The sequence below is a fragment of the Allorhodopirellula solitaria genome (assembly GCF_007859855.1).
Lineage (GTDB): Bacteria > Planctomycetota > Planctomycetia > Pirellulales > Pirellulaceae > Rhodopirellula > Rhodopirellula solitaria.
In genome coordinates this window covers 148,022-170,443 of sequence record NZ_SJPK01000009.1, presented here as the reverse complement: position 1 = coordinate 170,443, position 22,422 = coordinate 148,022, and the positions used below count along the sequence as shown (strand labels likewise).

General features: G+C 58.7%; 17 protein-coding genes and 1 pseudogene. 8 read left to right on the top strand and 10 right to left on the bottom strand.

From position 1 onward, the window contains the following. Position 1 precedes the first annotated feature (1 nt). From CA85_RS16955 to CA85_RS16945, 3 genes are all read left to right on the top strand, one after another. Positions 2 to 286, top strand: a complete 285-nt coding sequence (locus CA85_RS16955) for a MoaD/ThiS family protein (protein ID WP_146392546.1) — start codon at positions 2 to 4, stop codon at positions 284 to 286. Further along, complete coding sequence (locus CA85_RS16950) at positions 276 to 737, top strand: molybdenum cofactor biosynthesis protein MoaE (RefSeq protein ID WP_246112888.1); 462 nt, start codon at positions 276 to 278, stop codon at positions 735 to 737. Before CA85_RS16955 ends, CA85_RS16950 begins: the two co-directional genes overlap by 11 nt. Before the next feature lie 78 nt (positions 738 to 815). Further along, complete coding sequence (locus CA85_RS16945; RefSeq protein WP_146392545.1) at positions 816 to 2,216, top strand: DUF6298 domain-containing protein; 1,401 nt, start codon at positions 816 to 818, stop codon at positions 2,214 to 2,216. 933 nt (positions 2,217 to 3,149) lie between these two features. Here the strand turns inward: CA85_RS16945 and mnmA are convergent. Continuing rightward, a complete protein-coding gene (gene mnmA, locus CA85_RS16940) occupies positions 3,150 to 4,328 on the bottom strand; it encodes a tRNA 2-thiouridine(34) synthase MnmA (RefSeq protein WP_146392544.1) in 1,179 nt (392 codons plus the stop codon). Positions 4,329 to 4,437: 109 nt separating this feature from the next. Between mnmA and prfB the strand changes: the two genes are divergently transcribed. Then, a protein-coding gene (gene prfB / locus CA85_RS16935; RefSeq protein ID WP_211088211.1) for a peptide chain release factor 2 occupies positions 4,438 to 5,563 on the top strand; the annotation gives its coding sequence in 2 pieces (ribosomal slippage) (positions 4,438 to 4,506 and positions 4,508 to 5,563; 1,125 coding nt in all). A gap of 319 nt (positions 5,564 to 5,882) precedes the next feature. Here the strand turns inward: prfB and CA85_RS16930 are convergent. The 8 genes and pseudogenes from CA85_RS16930 to moaC all read right to left on the bottom strand — a co-directional run bounded on the left by CA85_RS16930 (position 5,883) and on the right by moaC (position 16,317). Further along, the gene (locus CA85_RS16930; protein ID WP_246112887.1) at positions 5,883 to 6,338 is read right to left on the bottom strand and encodes a hypothetical protein; all 456 of its coding nucleotides are present in this window, start codon (positions 6,336 to 6,338) and stop codon (positions 5,883 to 5,885) included. A 71-nt stretch (positions 6,339 to 6,409) separates the two neighbouring features. Then, the gene (mqnC, locus tag CA85_RS16925) at positions 6,410 to 7,558 is read right to left on the bottom strand and encodes a cyclic dehypoxanthinyl futalosine synthase (protein ID WP_146392606.1); all 1,149 of its coding nucleotides are present in this window, start codon (positions 7,556 to 7,558) and stop codon (positions 6,410 to 6,412) included. Between the two features lie 57 nt (positions 7,559 to 7,615). After that, positions 7,616 to 8,359 (bottom strand): annotated as a pseudogene (locus tag CA85_RS16920) (menaquinone biosynthetic enzyme MqnA/MqnD family protein); the annotation flags it as partial. 44 nt (positions 8,360 to 8,403) lie between these two features. Next, positions 8,404 to 9,429 (bottom strand): polyprenyl synthetase family protein, encoded by a 1,026-nt coding sequence (locus CA85_RS16915; RefSeq protein ID WP_146392605.1) that lies wholly within the window; start codon positions 9,427 to 9,429, stop codon positions 8,404 to 8,406. A 972-nt stretch (positions 9,430 to 10,401) separates the two neighbouring features. After that, a complete protein-coding gene (locus CA85_RS16910) occupies positions 10,402 to 13,395 on the bottom strand; it encodes an FG-GAP-like repeat-containing protein (RefSeq protein ID WP_146392542.1) in 2,994 nt (997 codons plus the stop codon). 12 nt (positions 13,396 to 13,407) lie between these two features. After that, positions 13,408 to 14,631, bottom strand: coding sequence for a DUF1559 domain-containing protein (locus CA85_RS16905; RefSeq protein WP_146392541.1), 1,224 nt, complete (start codon positions 14,629 to 14,631; stop codon positions 13,408 to 13,410). Between the two features lie 79 nt (positions 14,632 to 14,710). Next, a complete protein-coding gene (locus tag CA85_RS25015) occupies positions 14,711 to 14,881 on the bottom strand; it encodes a hypothetical protein (protein WP_186775007.1) in 171 nt (56 codons plus the stop codon). 920 nt (positions 14,882 to 15,801) lie between these two features. Next, a complete protein-coding gene (moaC, locus tag CA85_RS16900; RefSeq protein ID WP_146392540.1) occupies positions 15,802 to 16,317 on the bottom strand; it encodes a cyclic pyranopterin monophosphate synthase MoaC in 516 nt (171 codons plus the stop codon). 838 nt (positions 16,318 to 17,155) lie between these two features. On the opposite strand from moaC, the gene CA85_RS16895 reads away from it, so the two are divergent. The 4 genes from CA85_RS16895 (at position 17,156) to accC (ending at position 21,269) form a co-directional block, all read left to right on the top strand. Beyond that, positions 17,156 to 17,728 carry a helix-turn-helix domain-containing protein gene (locus CA85_RS16895; RefSeq protein ID WP_146392539.1) on the top strand — a complete coding sequence of 191 codons (573 nt, stop codon included), beginning with the start codon at positions 17,156 to 17,158 and terminating at the stop codon, positions 17,726 to 17,728. A gap of 435 nt (positions 17,729 to 18,163) precedes the next feature. Beyond that, a complete protein-coding gene (locus CA85_RS16890) occupies positions 18,164 to 19,264 on the top strand; it encodes a M24 family metallopeptidase (RefSeq protein WP_146392538.1) in 1,101 nt (366 codons plus the stop codon). Positions 19,265 to 19,325: 61 nt separating this feature from the next. After that, complete coding sequence (gene accB / locus CA85_RS16885; RefSeq protein WP_146392537.1) at positions 19,326 to 19,919, top strand: acetyl-CoA carboxylase biotin carboxyl carrier protein; 594 nt, start codon at positions 19,326 to 19,328, stop codon at positions 19,917 to 19,919. Positions 19,920 to 19,922: 3 nt separating this feature from the next. Then, positions 19,923 to 21,269: an acetyl-CoA carboxylase biotin carboxylase subunit gene (gene accC / locus CA85_RS16880; RefSeq protein ID WP_146392536.1), complete on the top strand. Its 1,347-nt coding sequence runs from the start codon at positions 19,923 to 19,925 to the stop codon at positions 21,267 to 21,269. 163 nt (positions 21,270 to 21,432) lie between these two features. Here accC and CA85_RS16875 read toward each other — a convergent pair whose 3' ends face one another. Then, positions 21,433 to 22,335 carry a Vgb family protein gene (locus tag CA85_RS16875; RefSeq protein WP_186775006.1) on the bottom strand — a complete coding sequence of 301 codons (903 nt, stop codon included), beginning with the start codon at positions 22,333 to 22,335 and terminating at the stop codon, positions 21,433 to 21,435. Positions 22,336 to 22,422: the final 87 nt, after the last annotated feature.

Here is a 22,422-nt window from a genome sequence, read left to right as displayed (position 1 = left end):
TATGTCGTCCGCTGCGTCTTCGTCCCATCCATCGGTTGGCGATTTGTCGGTTCTCGTTTTCGGTCCCCAGGCACGTAGCGCCGGCACTGATCGCCTGCGATTGTCGGCGATCGAGTTCCCGATCACGGCGGGCAAGCTGATCAGCAAGATAGCCGAGACCTACCCCGATCTCGCCAGTTCGCTGAACGTCAGCCGGATCGCGGTCAATCATGAGTTCGCTACCGCGGGGTGCCCGATCCAGCGTGGTGATGAAGTCGCATTGGTGGGGCTGATCAGTGGAGGCTGACCTAAGCGTTCTCTCCCCCGGGCCGCACATCCGGGTCGCGTTGACCGAGGGCCCGATTATCGCTCCTGCGAATTTCGCTGAGGCGGCCCGTCAAGCGGCCAACGCCGGCGCGGTGATCACCTTTCTAGGTTGTGTCCGCGGCAGTGAGGCGACCTCGGAGAACACCCTCGAGCCGATCGATGGTTTGGAGTACGAGATCTACGAACCAATGACCTCCCGCGAACTCGATCGTCTCGCTCATTCACACGCGATCAAACATGGTGTCATTGCCGTCGACGTGGAGCATAGTTTTGGCTTCGTCGGCAACGGTGGTTGCTCGTTTGTACTGCAGGTCGCTGCGGCCCATCGCAAGGAAGCCATTGCGTTCGTCGACGATTTTATCGACGCGATGAAAAAACACGTCCCCATCTGGAAGGTGCCCCGCAGCACTGCGGATGAGGGCAATTCCTAAGTGGACGTGCTGTTGATTGCCTCTCGTTTCCGTCAGGTTTCCCTCTTTTTGCTTTTCCTTGCACCATCGAGTTCGATCATGAATCAATGTGTTCGCTATCTGTTGCTCTGTGCGTTGGCGTTTTCTGCCACGGGGCGTCTGGCCGCTGAGCAGCCGCTGCGGCCGTCTGCCGAGTACCCATGGTATTGGAGCTTTCGCGGCGAACCAGTGTTGCTGTTGGGAGGCAGCGATGATGACAACCTGTTCCAGTGGCCGGAATCGCAGCTGATCGCGCAGTTGGAACGGTTGTCCGCGGCGGGTGGCAATGTGATTCGCAACACGATGAGCGACCGTCACGACAAGGGATTCGAAGTCTATCCCTTCAAGCGACTCGCCAGTGGCAAGTATGACCTCGATCGTTGGAACGTCGAGTACTGGACCCGTTTCGAACGAATGCTCCGCGAGACGTCCAAGCGAAACATCGTCGTCCAGATTGAGATTTGGGATCGGTTCGATTACACGGACCAAGGCGGTCAGGATCACTGGCAAGGCCATCCCTACCACCCCCGCAACAACGTCAATTACACCGCCGAGCAGTCTGGGTTTGCCCAGAGTTATCCGGATCACCCGGGTGCCAACAAGCAACCTTTCTTTTTCACGACGCCCCAGCAACGAAATAATCAAGTCGTTTTGCCGTACCAGCAACGCTTCGTCAGTAAGTTGCTCGAGCACATCTTGCCCTACGACCACGTGCTGTACTGCATCGACAACGAAACGAAAGGCGAACCAGCGTGGAGTCGCTACTGGGCGCAGTTCATTAAGCAACGGGCGGCGGCCAAGCACAAAACACTCGACGTCACCGAAATGTGGGACGATTGGAATTTGACGTCTCCGCAGCACAAGCAAACGTTTGATCACCCGGAGTTATATAACTATGTCGACGTTTCTCAAAATAATCACAACCACGGGCAAGAGCACTGGGACAATTTCCTAAGTGTCCGCGAGTACCTCAGGGTGCAACCGCGGCCCATGAACACCACCAAAACATACGGGGCGTCGGGCAACAAGTTTGGCCATACCGATCAGGATGGGATCGAGCGTTTCTGGCGACATCTGCTGGCCGGTGCCGCCTCAATGAGATTCCATCGTCCCAGCGCAGGTCTAGGGCTCAACGATCAGGCCGTCGCGAGCATCCAAGCGGCACGAGAACTCGAGGCCCGGGTCCCGCTTTGGTCCGTCGAGGCCGCCAATGAATTGCTCTCTGATCGTGAAGACAATGAAGCCTATCTCGCTGCCGATCCTGGCCGCGCCTATGCAATCTATTTCCCTGCAGGTGGCAGTGTTCACTTGGATCGCTCCGGGCACACCCGTCCACTGACCATTCACTGGATCAACATCGAAACAGGCGAAGCGATCGAGCCGAAATCACTCCCCGCGGCCGCCTCGATTCGCATCGAAGCCCCCGGTGATGGCAATTGGGCCGCCGCGATGATAGAATGAATCGCAGAAAAATTAGACCATCCGCCCTGCGTTGAATTCATTCAGATGGAGTTCACAACGCAGAGGCTCAGAGCACGCAGAGGTAAAATCAAGAACACACCAGCAACAGGACTCTGCGCTCTCTGCGCCTCTGCGATAGAAAATCCTCATCCCAGAGCATCCCGATGAAGAAGGACCCACTCACCGAGTGAATCATCGGTGCCGCGAACCCCAGCCACAGTGTGATCAGAATCGTCCACGCCGACCCAGCCGCCGTGATGATAGAATGAATCGCAGAAAAATTAGACCAATGCGCTCTGCGTTGAATTCATTCAGATTCAGTTCACAACGCAGAGGCGCAGAGCACGCAGAGGTGAAATCAAGGACACACCAGCACTGGCCTCTGCGCTCTCTGCGCCTCTGCGATAGAAATCCTCATCCCAGACATCCCGATGAAGAGAGCTACCAGAGTACCAGCAGAGTACCAGAGGGACATAGCACTTTGTTTTCCGAGCCAATGCTGGCTTCATTGAATCGACGGCCGATGACGGCCGAGTCGATGAGCTGTCAGCTCTCGCGCACAACAAGTACCCCTCTGATCAACTTGTCTAGCCGACGTCAGTGGTCCCGCGTCAACGCAAACCCAGTACTGATGGCGGCTGAGGTGCGTGTGGCCGGTGGGAACCTTGTCTTTATCCACAAAACCGGATCCCCTGTCAGCTTGTCTGACAGGAATCTCCGTTTTGTGATTAGATCAAGATGCAGCATTCACCCCGCTCCCATGCGGGCTTGCCCCGCATGACAGCAAAGTTGATCGACTTGGTTTCCTGTCCCGCGTCAATGCAAACCCAGTACTGACGGCGGCCGAGGTGTGTGTGGCCGGTAGGAACCGGCCCTACTACTACTACTACTACTACTCGCCCGATAGCCCGCTTGGATAAGTACGGCAGTTGCCTACTCGGTCGCAGCCACGATCCAACCGCCACCGAGGACGCGGTGGGCGTCGTAGACCACGGCGGCTTGGCCGGGTGCGACTGCGGATTGAGGCTCGACGAACTGCACGGTGAATCGCGCCGGGTCGGCGGGGTTGAGCTTCACGCGAGCAGCGTGGGGGCGGCCGTTGTAGCGAATCTGCACGCTGACCTGATCGGGCAGCGACTCAGGATCGATCAACCAATTGGCTTGGTCCGCCTCCAGCCCTGGGGCGAGCAGTTCCTCGGGGCTGCCGAGCACGACCCGCCGCGTATCGGCTTCGATGCGGACGACGAAGTGGGGGGTACCGAGCGCCACGCCGAGTCCTTTCCGCTGGCCGATCGTGAACGCTTCGAACCCGTTGTGTTGCCCGACAACACGTCCGTCGGTCGTGACGAAATCGCCTGCGGTGGTGCCGACACGATCGGGGCGACGCGACTTCACAAAGTCACTGTGGTGCCCCTGGGTAACGAAGCAGATCTCTTGGCTGTCTTTCTTCTCGGAGACGCCCAAGCCCAGCGAGGCAGCGATCTCGCGAATTTCAGATTTCTTGAAATCGCCGACAGGCAGCATCATTCGCGCCAGCCGCTCGCGACCGATGCCAAAGAGTGCGTAGGATTGGTCTTTGCCGTCATCGAGTCCTCGCAGGAGCTGCGCTGTGCCCTCGGTGTGCTGCATCCGGGCGTAGTGGCCGGTGGCGACGTAGTCCGCATCGACACCGTCAGCGTAGTCGAAGAGTTTGCCGAACTTGATCCAATGGTTGCATTTGACGCAGGGGTTGGGGGTGCGAGCGTTGAGGTAGTCGTCCACGAAATAGTCGACGATTTTTCGAAAATCTTCCTGCAGGTCGAGCGAATAGAAGGGGATATCCATCGACATCGCCACGCGGCGGGCGTCGGCAGCATCGGTGGCGCTGCAGCAACCCTGTTTGTGATCGGCGCGTTTGCCCGTCGATACGGCGCCCATCGACGTCCCAGCGAGGACGGGCAGTCCGAGCGGATTGGAGTCGGACGCCTCGTCGCTGCTGATTCGGCACGCTGACGCCGAGGCTTCGCCGTGCCGCATGAACACGCCGATCACCTCATGGCCAGCCTGGGTGAGCAGGTGGGCCGCGACGGACGAATCCACCCCGCCACTCATCGCAAGAACGACACGAGACATGTATAAATAACCCAGTGAAAGAAGCACACAAAAACCAGGATTCTGTCGCCGATCGGATCGGCGAGCATCATCACACCACCCCTATCATACCCATTGAGCCTGATCCGTCATGGACGCTGAATTGACCCAACGCCGAAAATCGATCGTCGCTCGCCTGAAACAGCTACAGGACTCTCTTTGACCACGCGGCAAAGAACGAGCAGATCCAGACGATCGAGACTCAGATGGCGGCCCCTGATTTCTGGGATAACAGCGAGTCGGCTCAGAAGGTCGTGATGCAGCTGAAGACGCTCAAGGGCATTGTCGGGCCGTTGGACGATCTCGATGAATCGGCGACCGACCTGAACGCTTTGTTCGAGATGGCAGAGGAAGACCCCTCGATCGAGGAGGAAGTTCGCGGTGAAATCGATCGGCTCGAAGGGATCCTCGACGATCTCGAGCTGAAGGCTCTCCTGAGCGGCCCCCACGACGCGGCTGGCGCGATCCTCACGCTCAACGCCCGCGATGGCGGTACCGACGCCAACGACTGGGCCGACATGATGCTCCGCATGTACTCCGCTTGGGCGGTGGGACACGGCTACAAAATTGAGCTGCTCGACCGCCACGAGAACGAGGAGGCGGGGATCAATAACGCGTCGATCGCGATCCGCGGCCCCATGGCCTATGGGTACCTCAAGGGCGAAGAGGGAATGCACCGGCTCGTCCGGATTAGCCCCTTCAATAGCGAGGGCAAACGCCAAACCAGTTTTGCCGCCGTCAGTGTCTCGCCAGAGATCGATGATTCGATCGTTATCGACATCGAGAAAAAGGACGTGCGGGAGGACACTTACCGGGCTGGCGGAGCGGGTGGACAACACGTTAACAAAACTGATAGTGCAGTCCGCTTGACCCACATTCCCACCAACACCGTCGTGCAGTGCCAAAACGAACGCAGCCAACACCAAAACCGCGATACGGCGTGGAAGATGCTACGTGCGAAGATGGCACGGATCGAAGAAGATCGCCGCGAAGCCGAAGAGGCGTCGAAGTATGCCGGACAGGCCAAGACCGGATTTGGTAGCCAGATCCGCAACTACTTCTTGCACCCCGATCAACGGGTCAAAGACTCACGCACCGGACACTATGTCGGGAACTTCGAAAGCGTGCTCAATGGTAGCGAACTGCAAGGCTTTTTCGACGCCTTCCTGCGACTCAAGGCTGGCAAAAGCGAAGCCGTCGTCGATGACGAGGGTTAGGTGGGCGTGTCGGTAGACGAGTGTAGTGTCTGTTCAGGTGGTGTTCGCTTGCGCTCGAGCCACCGGCTATTTTTTCAGGCTCATCCGACGGAAGCGTGCGCCCGAGGTTTTCAAGGCATGGCTCCCGTATCGAAGGATTTCTTTGTGGGATGTGATTATCAATGTTAGACTGGCACTGCCGGGAGAAACGGAGCCGAGCTGTTGATTACCCAGGCCGCTTCCCATCGAAAGTCAGCGGTATTCGGCCAAAGCCCGTTGCCGTTTAGCGAACGTGATCGCAGGGCAACTCAGCGTCGAATGCAAGTGAGGCGCCGTTGCGCTACGGGCCATGCTCGCCACCATGAAAATCGTTGGCCTCGACTTCAAACGGGTTATCACGGTAGAACCGCCGACCGGTCAGCCACACGAATACCGACGAGAGGTAGTACGCAGGTAGCATGAAAGGCCCCCAACGTTCGTATTGTGCGACGTGAATCGCCTCGTGTCTGCGACAGATATCGAGAGCGGCATCGGTTTGGCCGAGTATCGTGTGACCCAGTGTCAACGCGAGTGTGAATTGGCCGTGTGGTAGCCGGTGGAGAAACCATCGAATGCCGCCACCGTAGAATTCGATCGAGCGGCCACGAACTCGAACGCGGCCGCCGAAGCATAGTCCGATGCCACCGATCAGGAGGCCAACCAGTGTGTACGGCGACGCCCACAGGACGCGAACGAGAAACAGTAAGGTTGTGATCAGTGGGTACCTGAGGCGTACATCGTTTCTAGTAGACGACACTCTGTCGCAGCAATCGCCCAGGGCCGGAAAGCGAATGATTGTGGTGGCTTGGGTAGCGACCCGCAAACCGACTACAGTGAGACCTGGACCAGTTCGCGGGCGCTGGCATCGGCGTTGGCTGTGATCGCTTTCTGCTCGAGTTCCTGATCAACGAGGTTGTAAAACACATCTCGTTGGCGGGGTTCGAACCCGTGTTCCTCGATCGACCCGCGGATCTGTTGCAGGGACAGGTAGTGGACTGTGCCAGCTTCGGCGACCACGTTTTCCTCGATCATCAGGCTGCCCATATCGTTGGCACCAAACATCAACGCCATCTGGCCGATTTTCAAACCCTGAGTCACCCAACTGCTCTGCAGATTCGGGATGTTGTCGAGGTAGAGTCGTGATACGGCCAGCATCTTCAGGTATTCGAACGAGCCGATCTTAGGCAGTTCGCTCATCTCGGTATGCTCGGGCTGGAACGTCCAGCAGATGAAGGCGGTGAATCCACCGGTTTCGTCTTGCAGTTCGCGCAGTCGGCGGAGGTGCTCGACACGTTCGGCGAGCGTTTCAACGTGACCGAACATCATCGTCGCCGAGCTGACTCCGCCAAGTTCGTGCCAGGCCCGCATCACGCCCAGCCAGTCATCGGTCATGACCTTGCCCCGCGTGATCTCGCCCCGGACGCGGTCGTTAAGAATCTCGGCGCCGCCACCAGGAATACTGCCCAACCCTGCGGCCTTGAGCCGGGTCAGGACCTCGGTGATCGACAGCCGGTTCATCTTGGTAAAGTGATGCAGTTCGGGCGGCGAGAATCCGTGCACGTTGACTTGCGGGAAACGGGATTTGATATCGCCGAGCATCTCCTCATACCAATCGAGTTTGAACTGCGGATGCAGCCCGCCCTGCAGCAGGATCTGGTTGCCGCCAAGATCGACCGTCTCTTGAATCTTCTGCAGCAGCACCTCGCGGGGCAACACGTAACCCTCGTCGCTCTTGGGGCCACGGTAGAACGCGCAGAAGTCACAAACGGCGGTGCAGACGTTCGTGTAGTTGATGTTCCGGTCGATATTGTAGGTTCGATAGGACTCCGGATGCTTTTGCCGGGAGACCGCTTCGGCGGCAGCTCCGATGGCCGCCAAATCATGGGATTGCAGCAGTGCTAAGGCATCGGCATCGTCCAAGCGAGTGCCGGCGACCGCTTTGTCGAGGATGTCACGGACGGAGGAGGATCTGGACACAGTGGTGGTCGTTGGGTTGGAGTGCGTGATCAAGCCGGTGGCCTCTGATTTCTGGCGAAAGAGTTCGAGTCCTGCACGCTCGCCGCTGCCGAGTTGAAAGTGCAGGTTTTCAGCAAAGTAACGGTGCAGGTCTTCGTTCGTCAAACCGTGCTCGGCCGCTTCCCGCACCGCGATCGCTTCGAAACACTGTTTGCCTTCGTCGCGGCAGACATTCAGGGTGTCGGCAATTCGTTCTCGCACGGCTGGATCTTGGCTGATTTCGCGGCGGGCAACCCACATGGCGAAGACGAACGGCAGTTCGGTCCAGCGGCACCAGCGGTCACCGAGGTCCCAGATTTCGTGATAGACGCCATGCGGCGGATGCATGGCCCGGTCGCCGATCGTCAACACAGCATCGGCAGAGACATCGGCAGCATCGGTCCCGATCGGGAACGGGACTGTGGTGGGGCGAACCCCGTGCATCTCCCAGAGCAGGACCTGGGCCATCGCGGCGCTGGTGCGACTGCCCTCGTCCAGAGCCAGCGTCTGGATCTCTGACATCGGCACCCGGCTGAGCAATCGCACGCTCCATACCGGCCCGCGACAAGCAATCGCTGCATCGGATACGATTTCATACTCTTCGCTGTGACGAAAGTACTCCACGCTCGGAATCAAAGCGACATCGAGATCGCCTCGGGACAGATCCGTGGCCAACCGGGAGGGCAGGTCCAAACGGAGTGTGCCCCAATCGGCCAAACGCTGCGGCAGGGTTTCAATGAGCGGTTTGGTATTGAGATAGGAAACGGCGCCGAAGCGAAGCATGGGAACTTTCGAAGTGGGAGGGGGCGTGGTTGAGCCAGCGAATGTCAAATTCGTCGTGCCACCGAGAAGTGGGCGATTTCGATCAGGGAATCGAGGGCCGGTGAGGGCCTGAGGTGCTCGATCGCAGAGATCGCCGAACGGCGGAAACGATTTGCGACGCCGCGAGTATATTCTGCCGCATCACTGTTGCTCAACAGCGGGAGGACTCGGGCTAACCGCTCCGCTGGGGCGGCCTGCAGCGCCGCCTGCGTTTCTGCGGCGAGGGCGGCGTCACCGCTATGCAACAGCCGGATCAGAGGCAGCGTGAGCTTGCCCTGGATTAAGTCCGTTCCGAGCGTTTTGCCAATCTCGTCAGCATCGCCCCACAGGTCGAGATAATCGTCGGCGATTTGGAAGGCAATCCCCAGGTCGTTGCCGTAGCAGCTCAGGGCCGCTGCCAGCTCCGGATCGCCACCGGAGAGGCTGCAGCCGAGTCGACAGGAAACACTCGTCAGCTCGGCGGTTTTGCCACGCAGAATATCCAGATAGGTCTGCTCGTCCATCCCCAAGTGATCGCGGCTGAGGATCTGTCGCAGCTCACCCTCACAGACCTGCTGGGCGGCTTGGCCGACCCAGCGACAGGCCTGCGTCGAGGCCACCGGCGAGGATAGTGTCGCGGCCAGCGAGAAACTTTGGGCGAACAGATAGTCCCCCAACAGAATGCTGGTGTCGCTGTCCCACTTCGCGTTGATCGTGGGCGTGTGCCGCCGTGTGGCCGCCTTGTCGAGGACATCGTCATGGACCAGCGTCGCGGTATGCACCATCTCGATCACCGTTGCCATCGTGATGTGGTCATCACGGATCGTATCCCCGTCGTTCCCAGGGGCGGGCTGTGCATCGAGTGAATCAAGGTGGTGCTCGGTTGCGACCGCAGAGAGCAGCAGCAGGGCGGGCCGCAATCGCTTTCCACCGAGCTGTGTGCCGTGTCGCAGAACCGGCGCGATCGCTTCGTAGCGAGACTGCAGCTCTCGACGCAGCCGTGCATCGACAGCGGCAAGATGATCGGAGATCGGTGCATACACCCGCCGCATCTCAGCGCTAGCGGTGCTGCGGTGCGCTGTTCTCTCGCGACGGTCGGAGCCGTCGGTCGACAAAGTAGCCAGACGACTCCGTTCGTCTGAGCTGAGGTGCGCTGTTTTCTCGCGACGGTCGGAGCCGTCGGTCGACAAAGTATCCCGACGAACCTGCTCGTCTGAGCTCGGGTGCGCTGTTCTCTCGCGCCGGTCGGAGCCGTTGGTCGACAAAGTAGCCAGACGACTCCGCTCGTCTGAGCTCGGGTGCGCTGTTCTCTCGCGACGGACGGAGCCGTCGGTCGGCAAAGTAGCCAGACGACTCCGCTCGTCTGAGCTGAGGTGCGCTGTTCTCTCACGACGGTCGGAGCCGTCGGTCGACAAAGTAGCCAGACGACTCCGTTCGTCTGAGCTCGGGTGCGCTGTTTTCTCGCGCCGGTCGGAGCCGTCGGTCGACAATGTAGCCAGACGACTCCGTTCGTCTGAGCTTGGGTGCGCTGTTCTCTCGCGCCGGTCGGAGCCGTCGGTCGACAAAGTATCCCCACGACTCCGCTCGTCTGAGCTGAGGTGTGCTGTCTCCTCGCGACGGTCGGAGCCGTCGGTCGACAATGTAGCCAGACGACTCCGTTCGTCTGAGCTGAGGTGCGCTGTTCTCTCGCGACGGTCGGAGCCGTCGGTCGACAATGTAGCCAGACGACTCCGTTCGTCTGAGCTGAGGTGCGCTGTTCTCTCACGACGGTCGGAGCCGTCGGTCGACAATGTATCCCGACGACCCCGCTCGTCTGGGCTGAAATCGTCGTGGTGTTCAGGACGGTCGGTGGGTGACACGTCAGTGGCGACGAGTGGTTTCATGGCATGTGGTTCCGGGGTCGAACGTGCAGAAAGCAGCTGGTTCCCCAACCGCATTTCCGATCAGCTCGTTAACTCGGCGCCGGATGGATCTCTGGAAAAGTCACCTGATTTCCCTCCTGACTTCGAACACCAAGAATGATCTCAACGCGTCAATTTAAAAACGATGGGAGCATTCTGCTCGCTCGACTCCACGCAAAGATACTCCTGGCTCTTGCTTAAATCCCCGACCTGATCGACGCGGCCGGATGGCCATGTGATCTTGACGTCCTGAAACGTGTCGGCAGGCCCCAAGCCAACATGAATGACGCTTTCGTTCGAGCCCATGTATCCGTTGCCCGAGAGCAAGGGATAAGATCGCAGAGCACCCTGTACCGTACCACTGACGGTGGCACCGACGGCATCACGTGAAGACACAGTACCCCTTAAGTAGATACGAACGTAGGCACCCTCATTGGCGACTTTCTCGGTTTGGTTGACCAGCAGCGCCGACGGAGTGGAAGCGTGCGTGACCGCCAGGTCGAGCCGCCCGTCTCGATTGAGGTCGGTGATTGCCACAGACCGTCCGAGGTGGCGTCCTTCAAAGTACCCCCCGATATCGCTGGCGGCGGATTCGCCCCAGCGCCCCGTCTCGGCGCGCTGAAAGAGTTGCGGCGGCATCTCGTAATCCTTGTCGCCACCCGCCGGCCGATTGACGTGCCCATTAGCGATAAAAAGATCAGGGCGTCCTGAATTCGTTAAATCGAGAAACTGCGTCCCGAACCCGAGCCATGGCATGGTCGGCTCGAGCATACCCGCTTGATAGGTCCGATCGGCCCAATTCCCGGGTGAGATCTGCTCATAGTAAGTGTTGTAATCCCGCGAGAAATGGGTCACGTAGAAATCCAAGTCGCCGTCCCCATCGGCATCGGCAACGGCGACACCCATGGAGGCTTGCGCCAGCGAAGCGCCACTGAGGCCGAGCCCGCGAGTCGTCCCTGTCTCCTGGAACCCGTCCTGCTCGTGTCGATAGCTCCACAAGTGATTGGCAGACATATCATTGGCAATGTAACAATCCAGTCCACCCGACCCATCGAGCTGTCCGGCGACAATCCCCAAGCCACGCCCGACGGTGGACACGTCAGCGAGAAGCTGGCTCTTATCGACAAGCCGCCCATCGGGCTGTACCGACCAAAGAACGTCTGGCTCGGCAGGAAACTGCAGCGGTGGGCACGTGACGAGATGGCTGTCGCCGCCGCATTGATGACGAAACGGCTCGTCGCCGCCACAATAACAGACCTCGAAAATCTCGTTCAATCCGTCTCCATCAAGGTCCGCCATGGCCGCCGACGCCGACCAGCGTTTCCCTTCGAGCCCAACAGCATGAGTGACGTCGAGAAAAGTTCCGTCGCCCTGGTTTTGATACAAGCGGTTCTCGCCGATGTTGCAATCAAACAGGTCTGGAAAACCATCCTCGTTGTAATCGCAAACCAAGATGCCTTGTCCAAAACCATGGTCAACGTAGCCTGCCTCGACGTTGCACTGCCGAAACTTACCATCGATATTTCGGTGCAAGGTGTTCGGCAAATTATCGGATTTCATAGGCGTTCCGTCGAGCACGGAGGAAGCCAGGTCAGGCCATCCGTCGAGATCAAAATCGATCACGCCCACGCCGCCGCCAACGGTCTGATAGATCCAAAGCCACATCTCTTCGTCGGACGACCGAGGCAACGCTTCGTGGTGATAGGTCAACGCAAGGGCTCGATCGTCGAGCTTCGGAACCCGATTCGGCGGGAACGAATCGGGCTGCACGCCTTCGAGATCAAAATGCCAATGAAAGGCACCAAGTTCCGATGGGTCGAACTGTTCGGCGAGGCTCGATCCTGGCATTTGCCATGGCGTTCCAGCAGCAATGCTTCGGGTGACATGAGCCAATCGTTGGTCGAGGTTTGCCACAGGGTCATGGGTAACCTCATTCGCTTTGCGAGCCCAACCGTATGCCTCCCAAGGCCGGCCTAATTCGATCAGCTGATCAGCAATCTCGAAACAAAATGTTTGCGACTGATGCTCGCCCTCGAAGAAACGGCCCAACGCATCGCGAACGGCTGTTTCCATTTCGATTCGCTCGGCGACCAGATCTGCTTGCGACGAAAGACCGAGTTCGGAGAGGCTCTGATAGAGGCCTCTCATGGCGTGGAAATGACCTGGGTTGATTCTGAGCGTTTCCAGATAGGCGCGGCTGGCCTCTTCGTGATTTCCAGTGCGAAGCGACCAATCCCCAGCAATCGCCCAGTAGTCTTCCGTTTCCCGCAGATGGACAGGTAAGCGTTGGGCCCAATCTTGGATCGCCGTACCGTCCTCGGCCTCAACAATCGCCTGGCCGTAGAGGACCCAAGCTGGATCGATATCGGGGCGAACGGCTAGCAATTGTGATAGTTTTGTGGCCGCTTCGTGGTATTTTCGATCAGCGAAATCAATCGCCGCCAACCCATACTGCAGCTCCTGGCGTTGCGGGTGAGCACGAACCAGGTCATAGATGTAATTCCAATCTGGCTTGACGCGACCGGGATCCATTGCAACGGCAATGGTTTGAAAATCTCCCTGCCCGTGTTTGATCAGCACACGCAATGCAAACAGCGATTCTTCCGCCATTCCGATCGCCGAGCTGATGCCGGCGATGTCATAGTAAAATTGCGTCGCGGACGGGTGCTCGGCAATGGCTTGCTTTAATAACTGGACCGCTTCGTAGGGCTGGCCAGAGCGAACGTACGCTTGCAATAGTTTGTCATAGAACCCCCTAGGCGATTCGGGCCTGATCTCCATCACCGCACGATAAGACTCGATGGCGTCGTCGATTCGACCGTTCTTCAGGTATTCGTCGCCCAGGCGTTCGGCCGAATCCGCGGCTTCATCGCCTCCCACAATCAACAGAGATTTGAGTTCTTCGCGCGGAGTTGATCGTACCTCTGTTGCGTTGATACGCGGTTGCGCCGCTGCAGTGGGAACTTCGTTAGACGGAGGTGTTGAGGAATGCTGGTGTGGCTCGCATCCGACCGATCCAAGCACTGCGAGCACGAGCACAAGCAGCATCGACTGCCCCCGCTTTCTGCGGTGACAGTCGATACTACGCTCGAAGTAGAGATCGGGATGCACAACCATGTCCAGCAGCAATCAAAAATCAGTCGAGATGACTTCCCTGCTCGCTTTCGTCCCCAGCGCTCCCCACAATCCATAAGGGCTGGCGATCCCAGTTTCGGAGATCTTCCCGGATGCGTCGAATCCGATCGTGGGACGGCTCTGTGTTCCCGCTTCAATGGACTCCGTCAAGAATTTAATCGCGCCATCTCCGAACGCCACATGAACACCGCCTTGGTGACGACTCGAGGGCGGTAGGATCCCTCGGCTGCCGTGCGCCTCAACAATGCAGGCGGAGTTTGGCGGCGAGACGGTTACAAATGCCGAGAACTGTGGACGACCGTCTGCCCAACGTCGCCCGCGCCCGTGTTGGGGTGCGCTCCCACTTCCTGCAGATCCGTTGTCGACATCGAGATTTTGACCGACGGCCCAAAACTTAGGCCGTGTGGGATCGATGTAGGGTGCCGCAGTGTAAATGGCTGCACCATTTCGTTCGACCGTGTTATCTCGGAGGGGCGACGTCATGACATCACGGTCGCCCAAGTCACAGGCCACCTCGCCCGCCATCAGGGTATTGCTCAAACCGTCTTGGAAATCGCGGAAACGAGTGAAGTGCCGCGCTCGAAAAGCACCGCGCGCGTAGGGTTGCTCGGCAGCCGATCCCCAGTCCCAACCGGCTTGGGACGCGTCTCGCCCGTCATGCCAAATCCCAGAGTGGTGTTGCTCCCGAATCGCGTCTCCCGTGCAAGCGGCGTAGTTATTAAACGCCACCTCACCTTGGTTGGCGACGGCGGGGTCACTTGGGCATCGCAGGGACGGGACCTGTGTCAACCAAGGCACATAGCTCGTGTTCCAAGGGCCGTTGCCCATCGCCGGAAATGGCGGGACTTGCGGTGTGACCAAATCCCGCTGATACGCGAACGGATTCGAAATCTGTTCCCAGAGAGCCTGCTGCTCCATCATCGGCAAGACACCGACGCACCAACTCAACCAGTGCTGGTTCGTGATGCTCGAATCCGTCCCTTTCGTACCGCCTGCTTGCATCGGCAGCCGGTCAAATGCGGAGTGATAGTTGTGAAGGGCCAAGCCGATTTGCTTGAGATTATTCGAGCAGCTCATTCGGCGGGCAGCCTCGCGGGCAGCTTGCACGGCGGGCAGAAGCAGGCCCACCAAAACGCCAATAATGGCGATCACGACCAAGAGTTCCACCAGGGTAAAGCCGTGGCGGCGGAAGTCGTTTCTTGAAACAGTACGAAACACAGTCAATTCTCAATGAGGTAGGAAGCAAGTTGTAGTAGGAGGAGAGGCGAAGTAATCACCCACGGCAGGGAAGCGGGGGCTAAGCTCCCGGCGGCTTTGACATTTCTTCGTTGTAAGCCTTCGCGGCCGCCTCCTCCTCGGCGGTCGGGAGGGCAAGTGGCTCATAGGTCGCCTGCTCGTTGGAACTGCATCCGGAGCAGAGGAAAGCGAGAAAAGTAAGAACGGGAAGCCGCAGTAGTTTCATTGCCATAGGACTCGAAAAGGGGCGAGATTCGGAGACGCGTGCATTGGTTGCGAAATTCATTTCGCTCCGACTTGATGACGGTTGCACACGCAATCGCCGTCAACGCCTCCGAGACGAACGCCGTCAATGTGAAGCAATCGCTGATCCGCTAGACAACATTTCTTCGTTCATGAGTTTTTATGCTGCCCAGTCCGCCGTCATCGAGTCCAAAGGCGGAGAAAAGAACCTCGGACGCCCGTCTGTGCACGCCACGTTTCTCCAGTCGAATTACCGGCTTTGCCAATAAATTAGGCAAACCTACGACCGCGTCTGCCTGTTACACAGACAGGAGGTCCCACGTGCGGGTGGGAGGGACTGTTTCCCTTCCGGTGCGAAGGCACGACTGCTCCGGTACTCTGCCAGGCTGTCTCCTTGACGTTGCCCGCGAACGTCGTTTGCAGCCGCCTGCTCCATCTCACGTTTTTCCCAACCGAGATGTCTGGGATAGAAGGCCGACGATTTTCGCCCCGTTGGCCAACGCGGTGACGGGTTTTTATCAGCCGTTATTCAGACCTGTTCTGAATCGAAGTTTTTCGGGCTGATCCGACGGAAGCGTGGGCCCGAGGTTTTCAAGGCATGGCTCCGGTATCCAAGGATTTATTTGTGGGATGTGATTATCAATGTTAGACTGGCACTGCCGGGAGAAACGGAGCCGAGCCCTGCAGAGGTGCTGGCTTGGCAAGGGATATCTCGGTCGCCAGCGTTTCCCTGCAAAAGCGGTACGCCCATGGTGTTGTCGGTCCCTGGCGAGCGTTTGTTCGTCAGGGACGCATTTTTGAACGATCATTGGATACGAGAGCCATGTCTCAAAAAACCTTCCGCTGTGCTCTGCGCACGCTTCCGTCGGATGAACCGTTTTTCGTTCCTTCCAGAGTGCGAAGCTCCGACTACGCTCTGGAGAAGTCGCCTGATTTCCCTCCAGACTTGGATTCCAAGCGGGTGGCGGTGATTTCCATCGCACGGTCAACGCTCTTGAGCATGTCGTAGACCGTCAGGGCAGCGACCGAGGCGGCGGTGAGCGCTTCCATCTCCACGCCGGTTCTGGACGTGGTCCGCACCGTCACCTCGCACTGCAGCGTTTCTGGGGAGGCGGGAGAGGTGGGGTCGCCGTGGGACAACCATGTGAACTGCACCTCGACGCCTTCGACGGGGATCGCGTGACAGAGCGGGATCAGGGTCGACGTCCACTTGGTGGCACTGATCGCGGCCAGGCGAGCAACACCGAGCACATCGCCCTTGCGGCTCGACCCGGCTCGAATCGCAGCGGCGGCGGCGGGGTTCATGCGAACCGTGGACGACGCCACCGCCACTCGCGAGGTGACGGGTTTGCCGGTGACATCCACCATATGTGCTTGGCCGGCATGATTGAAATGGGTCGAGCCCGGCGGGTCCGATCGACTCATGGAATCCATCCTTTCTCGGAAAAAGTGGGTAAATACTACCGATTGCGACAGTGTGGCTGGGGAACCGTTGTCCGATTGAGCACGTCGTAACGGTACGAGGAAAAAAAGTTTCCGTGAAGCCGAATGATCTTGACTCGCAATTCACGTCAGTTGGCGGCTCGATCGGCTGATAGTGATTATTCGTGATGAATCACATTAAAGAGTTACCCCGGTTTTGCTCGACACTAAGCCTTGGAAGGACACTTTCCCTTTTCCTTCGGTTTTCTGCTCCGGTAGAGTATCGAAGGCGACGGTGAAGGTCGACGGACACCCAGGGGGGAATTCTGGGAAACGTGTTTGCGTGACTCCACGTCAGTCAACGTCTCTGCGACTTCGGTCAGTCAGTGCGGTGATCGGCGTGGAGAACCAGAGCACGGTCGATGAGCGATTTTACTTCGTTGAATTCGGATTCGAGACAGTGATTTCGACCGCCAGCACGCCACCAGACGGGCATGCCGAGCGGCTGAGATTGGATCGAGAACGAGTTGGAAGCGAAATGGCGAAACGCGGCATCTATTTTTTCCCCCGATCGTTCACGTACCCGCGTGGATGAGCAACCTCATATTTACATTTATCAACAGCGAGGATCCCACTTCGGCAAAGCGTTCAGCAGGATGCGAGCCGGCTGGCCCAGACCCAGCGTTTTGAAGATCGTTTGGTGTAAACCGATTGCGACCCACCGCAAACGCTTGTTTCACTGACAAACGATTGGACGAACGACCACGGGCCATCGAGAACATGGTTACCGACGCACCATGTTTTCAAGGGATGAATCAACGAGGCGTTTGGAGCACCTAGAATGAAGGTCTTCACAACTGGTCAGGTCGCCAAGATCTGTAAAGTTGCCCCGAGAACCGTTAGCAAATGGTTCGACTCGGGGCGGTTAAAAGGCTACCGGATTCCTGGATCGCAAGATCGACGGATTCCGCGAGAATATCTGATCAAATTCCTGAAAGAGCACGGCATGCCGCTGGGCGATCTGGAAGACGAAGCGATGGCGAAATGCCTGATCGTCGCCCAGGATCAGGTGCTGATCGAAAACCTGAAGCGCGAGCTACCCCCTGAGAAATCGTTCAAAGTCGCAGTCGCGGCCAGCGGTTTCGAAGCTGGGATTCAAGCTGAGAGTTTCAACCCAGACTGCATCATCGTGGACTTCTCGATCGGTAAGATCGAAGCGGTTCAGATCTGCCAGAATCTGCGGAAGAACATCGACTTCACCGACATCGTGCTGATCGCGTTGCTGCCTGACGACGGCCAACCGATGAGTTTCGATCGCAGCAGTATCAACGAAACGTTCAAGAAGCCCTTCGACGCGCACCTGCTCGCCGAACGCTTGCGAACCCTCGTCGGTACGAAGAAAGAGCTGGTTTAAGACCGGCCGATTCATCGCCTCGCTCAAAAACGCCACTGACGCTTGCCCGCTCGCGTCCGTGGCGTTTTTTTTTGTCCTAAGCAGGTCGGGTGAAGTTTTTCGGTGGAATGAGCCGACGACGCTACGAGCTGTCGTTCTATTGAGCCGAGACGCGTAGGCGACCGGGTGGGCGGGGTACCTGGGGTCTTACGGCCGTCGGCTCACCAAAGATGTGCGGAATCATTTCTCCCGATGTGCTCAGCTGCTAGCTTTTAGCCTTTTGGCCCAGCCGTTCCCGCGCAGGAGGCATTGGGTTACAAAGCAGGTTAGTCTATTGGCTCGGTTGTCCCCGTTCGGCGACCCCGTGCCCATCACCCAACACCTTCCCGTCCTACCGAGCTAGCAGCTATTCGCTAGTAGCTAGCCGCTAGTAGCTATCACCTCATCGCTCAACCAATGACTGATCGCATATCACGCCTGGCTGCCTCACTGTCCGACTTCGACATCGATGCTCTGTTGATTATCGATGAGACGAACGTCCGCTATCTCAGTGGGTTTACCGGCGATAGCTCGTGGTTGCTGGTACGACCGGATGCTTCGGCGACGATTCTCTCCGATGGGCGATACCGCGTTCAGCTCGCCCAGGAGTGCCCCAACCTCCCGGCCGCGATCCGCCCACCGAGTCAGAAAATGGTCGAGTTGTACGCCGAGGTGGCCGGCGGGCAGAGCCTTCGCCGGGTCGGCGTGGAATCGGCTCATATGTCGATCGCGACTTTGCGTGACCTCCAGGAACAGCTCCCCGAGATGACGTGGGTCGAAACGAGTGGCCTCGTGGAAGACCTCCGGGCGATCAAGGATTCCACAGAAATCGCGACGATTCGGCAAGCCGTTGCCGTTGCTCAGCAGGCGTTCCTCACCGTGATCTCGGACTTCAAAGCGACCAAAACCGAAGAAGATATTTACTATGAGATCGAGGCTGCGGTGCGGCATCTGGGGGCCGAAGGCGTATCCTTTCACCCCATCGTCGGCGCCGAACCGAGCGGTGCCCTGCCGCACTATCGCCCCGGCGACATGCCACTGGGCGAGTGCCGCACGCTGTTGATCGATTGGGGCGCGAGGGTCGACGGGTACTGCAGCGATCTGACGCGTACGCTGCACCGGCCGGGGACGAAATCGGCTAATTCGGCCCGGTATGAAGCTGCTTACGAGGCGGTTTTAGAGGCTCAACTCGCGGCGATTGCGACCATTCGCGACGGTGTTGAAGCTTCGGCGGTGGACGCGGCAGCCCGCGCGGTGTTGGCCAAACACGGATTCGCCGAAGCCTTCACCCACGGCCTCGGGCACGGCTTTGGGCTGGAAATTCACGAGGATCCACGCATGGGACCATCGGCAACCCAGACGCTTCGCAGCGGCATGGTGCTGACCGTGGAACCAGGTGTCTATTTCGAGGGTGAATTTGGAATCCGTATCGAAGATGACTTGTTGGTCACCGATGCGGGCTGCGAATTGCTCAGTGACTTGCCCAAGGGCCTCGATGATTGCCCGCTGGTAATGTAAAACATCGATCTGAATCCCCACACGCACCCCGCTCCTTTGTTTAGTAACTCAGGCCTTTCGCATGACTGCTGATTCGCCCAAACGTGGCTCCACCTCCAAGAGCACTGGCTCGAAATCAACCACGGGAACCCGATCCCGCTCGGGTTCTGGATCGAGCGATGTTTTTGACATTGACCGCATCCGCCAGATCGTGGAGCTGATGGAGCAGCACGAGCTCAACGAGGTGGATTTGCAGCAGTCCGATGATCGCATTCGGCTGACCCGTGGCGGTGCTCCCGTCGCAGCAGCCCTCCCGCCTGGGTACGCACCACCGGCCGCCGCGGCAGCGGCCCCCCCGGCACCTGTACCAGCGGCGGCTGCACCTGCGTCGAACGCCTCCTCGGGAGCGGGCGACGCGGCGTCTACGGCTGGCACGATCACCATCAATTCACCCATGGTGGGGACGTTCTACTCGCGAGCGAACCCAGAAGCACCGCCGTTTGTCAAAGTAGGCGATCAGGTCAGCGACGATACGGTCGTGTGCATCGTCGAGGCGATGAAGGTGTTCAACGAAATTCCCGCCGAATGCAGTGGCAAGATCGTCGAGATCCTCGTTGGCGACCAGGAGCCGGTCGACTTCAACAAGCCCCTCTTCCGCATCCAAACCGGTAGCTGAGCGATGTTTCAACGAATCTTGATCGCCAATCGCGGCGAAATCGCACTGCGCATCATCCGCGCCTGTCGTGAAATGGGGATTGAATCGGTGGCGGTCTATAGCCAGGCCGATGCGGAATCCATGCACGTGAAATTGGCCGATCGGGCGATCTGCGTCGGCACCGCTCGCAGCGCCGACAGCTATCTGAAGACCGATCGCATCATCGCCGCCGCCGAAGTTTCTGGCGCAGACGCGATTCATCCGGGGTACGGGTTCTTAGCGGAGAATGCCCAATTCAATGAGATGTGCCGCAGCAGTGGCTTTGAATTCATTGGCCCTTCGCCTAGCGCCATGGAAAAGCTCGGCGATAAGAACACGGCTCGCAGCATGGCGGTCGCCCAAGACGTGCCCGTTGTGCCGGGCAGCGATGGGCTGATCAACGATTTTAGTCGGGCAGCCGCAGTTGCTCATGAAATCGGCTTCCCAGTCCTGATTAAAGCCACCGCGGGTGGTGGTGGTAAAGGGATGCGTGTCGCCGAGACCGAGGACGTCCTCGTCAGCCAGCTTGAAGCGGCCCGCAATGAAGCCATCGCGGCCTTCGGCAATGGTGGCGTCTATCTGGAAAAGTTTGTCGAGAACCCGCGCCACATCGAGGTCCAGGTGATTGCCGATACGCACGGCAACGTGTGCCATCTCTTCGAACGCGATTGCAGCGTTCAGCGGCGGCACCAGAAACTCGTCGAGGAGGCCCCCAGCCCCGATTTGCCGCAGGATCGCCGCGAGGCCATCTGCGATGCCGCGGTACGCATGATCGCCGGAGCGGATTACTCCGGTGCGGGCACCGTCGAGTTCATCGTTGACAAGGATTACAATTTCTACTTCATCGAAGTCAACGCGCGGATCCAAGTCGAACATCCCGTCTCGGAAATGATCACTGGCGTGGATCTGATCCAGGAACAAATCCGCGTGGCCGCCGGCGAACCTCTCTCGTTTCGTCAGGACGAATTGCAGTGCAACGGTGTCTCGATTGAATGCCGGATCAACGCGGAGGATCCCACCAAGAACTTCCAGCCCTGCCCCGGTAAGATCGCGTCGATGTTCGCCCCGGGCGGTTTGGGTGTGCGGTTCGATTCGCATGTGACGACCGGCTATAGCGTGCCGCCGTACTACGATTCGATGATCGGAAAGTTGATCGTTCACCGCCCCACGCGAGAACTGGCGATTGCAACAATGCTCCGTGCCCTTCAAGAGCTCCAAGTTGAAGGCATCTCGACGACGGTGCCGTTCCACCAGTGGATCTTGAAGGACGAGGCGTTCCTCGGCGGCAGCGTCGATACCAAGTACGTCGATCGCGCCTACAAAGGTCAATAGTCTGCTGCGGCCCGCGTCGGTTTCGCCCGCGAGTTTACTCGGGGCGACGGTGGGTAACGACAGCTCGTGGCCTCGACCACGAGGACAACCATTGTTCCTGCGTTCCTTCATGACGCCTGTGGACTGCTCCGCTGAGTGATCGGCGCGTTATCGCTTGAGCCCGTTACAGCTTGGGCGTGGCCTGCTTGCTCTCGCGGTCGAACTGGTAAATCTGTTTCTGCTTGGGATCTGCAACCCACACGCTTTGGTCAGCGATGGCGATCCCGACCGGCCCGACAAGCGGTTCACCTTCGTGCCATTTTTCGGTTTTGCCTTCGGCAGTGAACTTCCAGATTGCGTGCCCGTAGCCATCGGTGACATATCCATTCCCGTCACCTGCCCAGACGAGGCCGTTGGGGTACTGGAAGGGACGTCCTGTGATCACGTTGTCGACGTCTCCAGTCCCCACGTCGATCTTGACCACGGCGGCATCATCCGGAGTGACCGCCCACAGATTGCCATCCTCGTCGAACGCGAGGCCTCTCGCGTTGACCCGAGCGACCAGTTCTGGGGCGCCGCCACTGATGGGCAGTTTCAGGGTCGCCCGTTTTTCAGCATCGCCCACGTACAGGGTCTCGCCATCGGCACTGACGGCCAGCGTCATGGCGATCCCAATCTTGCCGCCGCTCAAGCCTTGCGGTTCGCCGCCATCCTTCGCGATGTGGTAGACCTCCCGGGTGGCTGAGTCACCGACGAGGATCCCGCCATCGGGATGCATGGCGATGCAGCGGGGACGGTTCATGGGTTTGCGAAGCAGTTTTGATCCAGCGACAAACAGTTCTCGCTCGGCATCACCCGTGATGCTGCTCTTCCATACGCCCGGCAGATCCAGGTCAACGGTGTACACATTGTCCCCATCCACTGCGACCGCAATTGGGTAGGCGGGCGCGGCAGCGGATTCTACATCCGGCTCGGAGTCCTGCGCCCTCAGCGGAGCAGGCAGGCATGAGAGGCACGCCAAAAACGCGCAGGCAGATGCGATGGAACGAGTAGGCAGAACCGAAAAAGGTAGATTCGATGGCAGCATGGGCGATGTGATGAAAGAAGGAATGGAGGAGGGCGATCTGTACGACTGATCTACCGGCAATTCGATGCCGATTTCGCGGCATCGCCC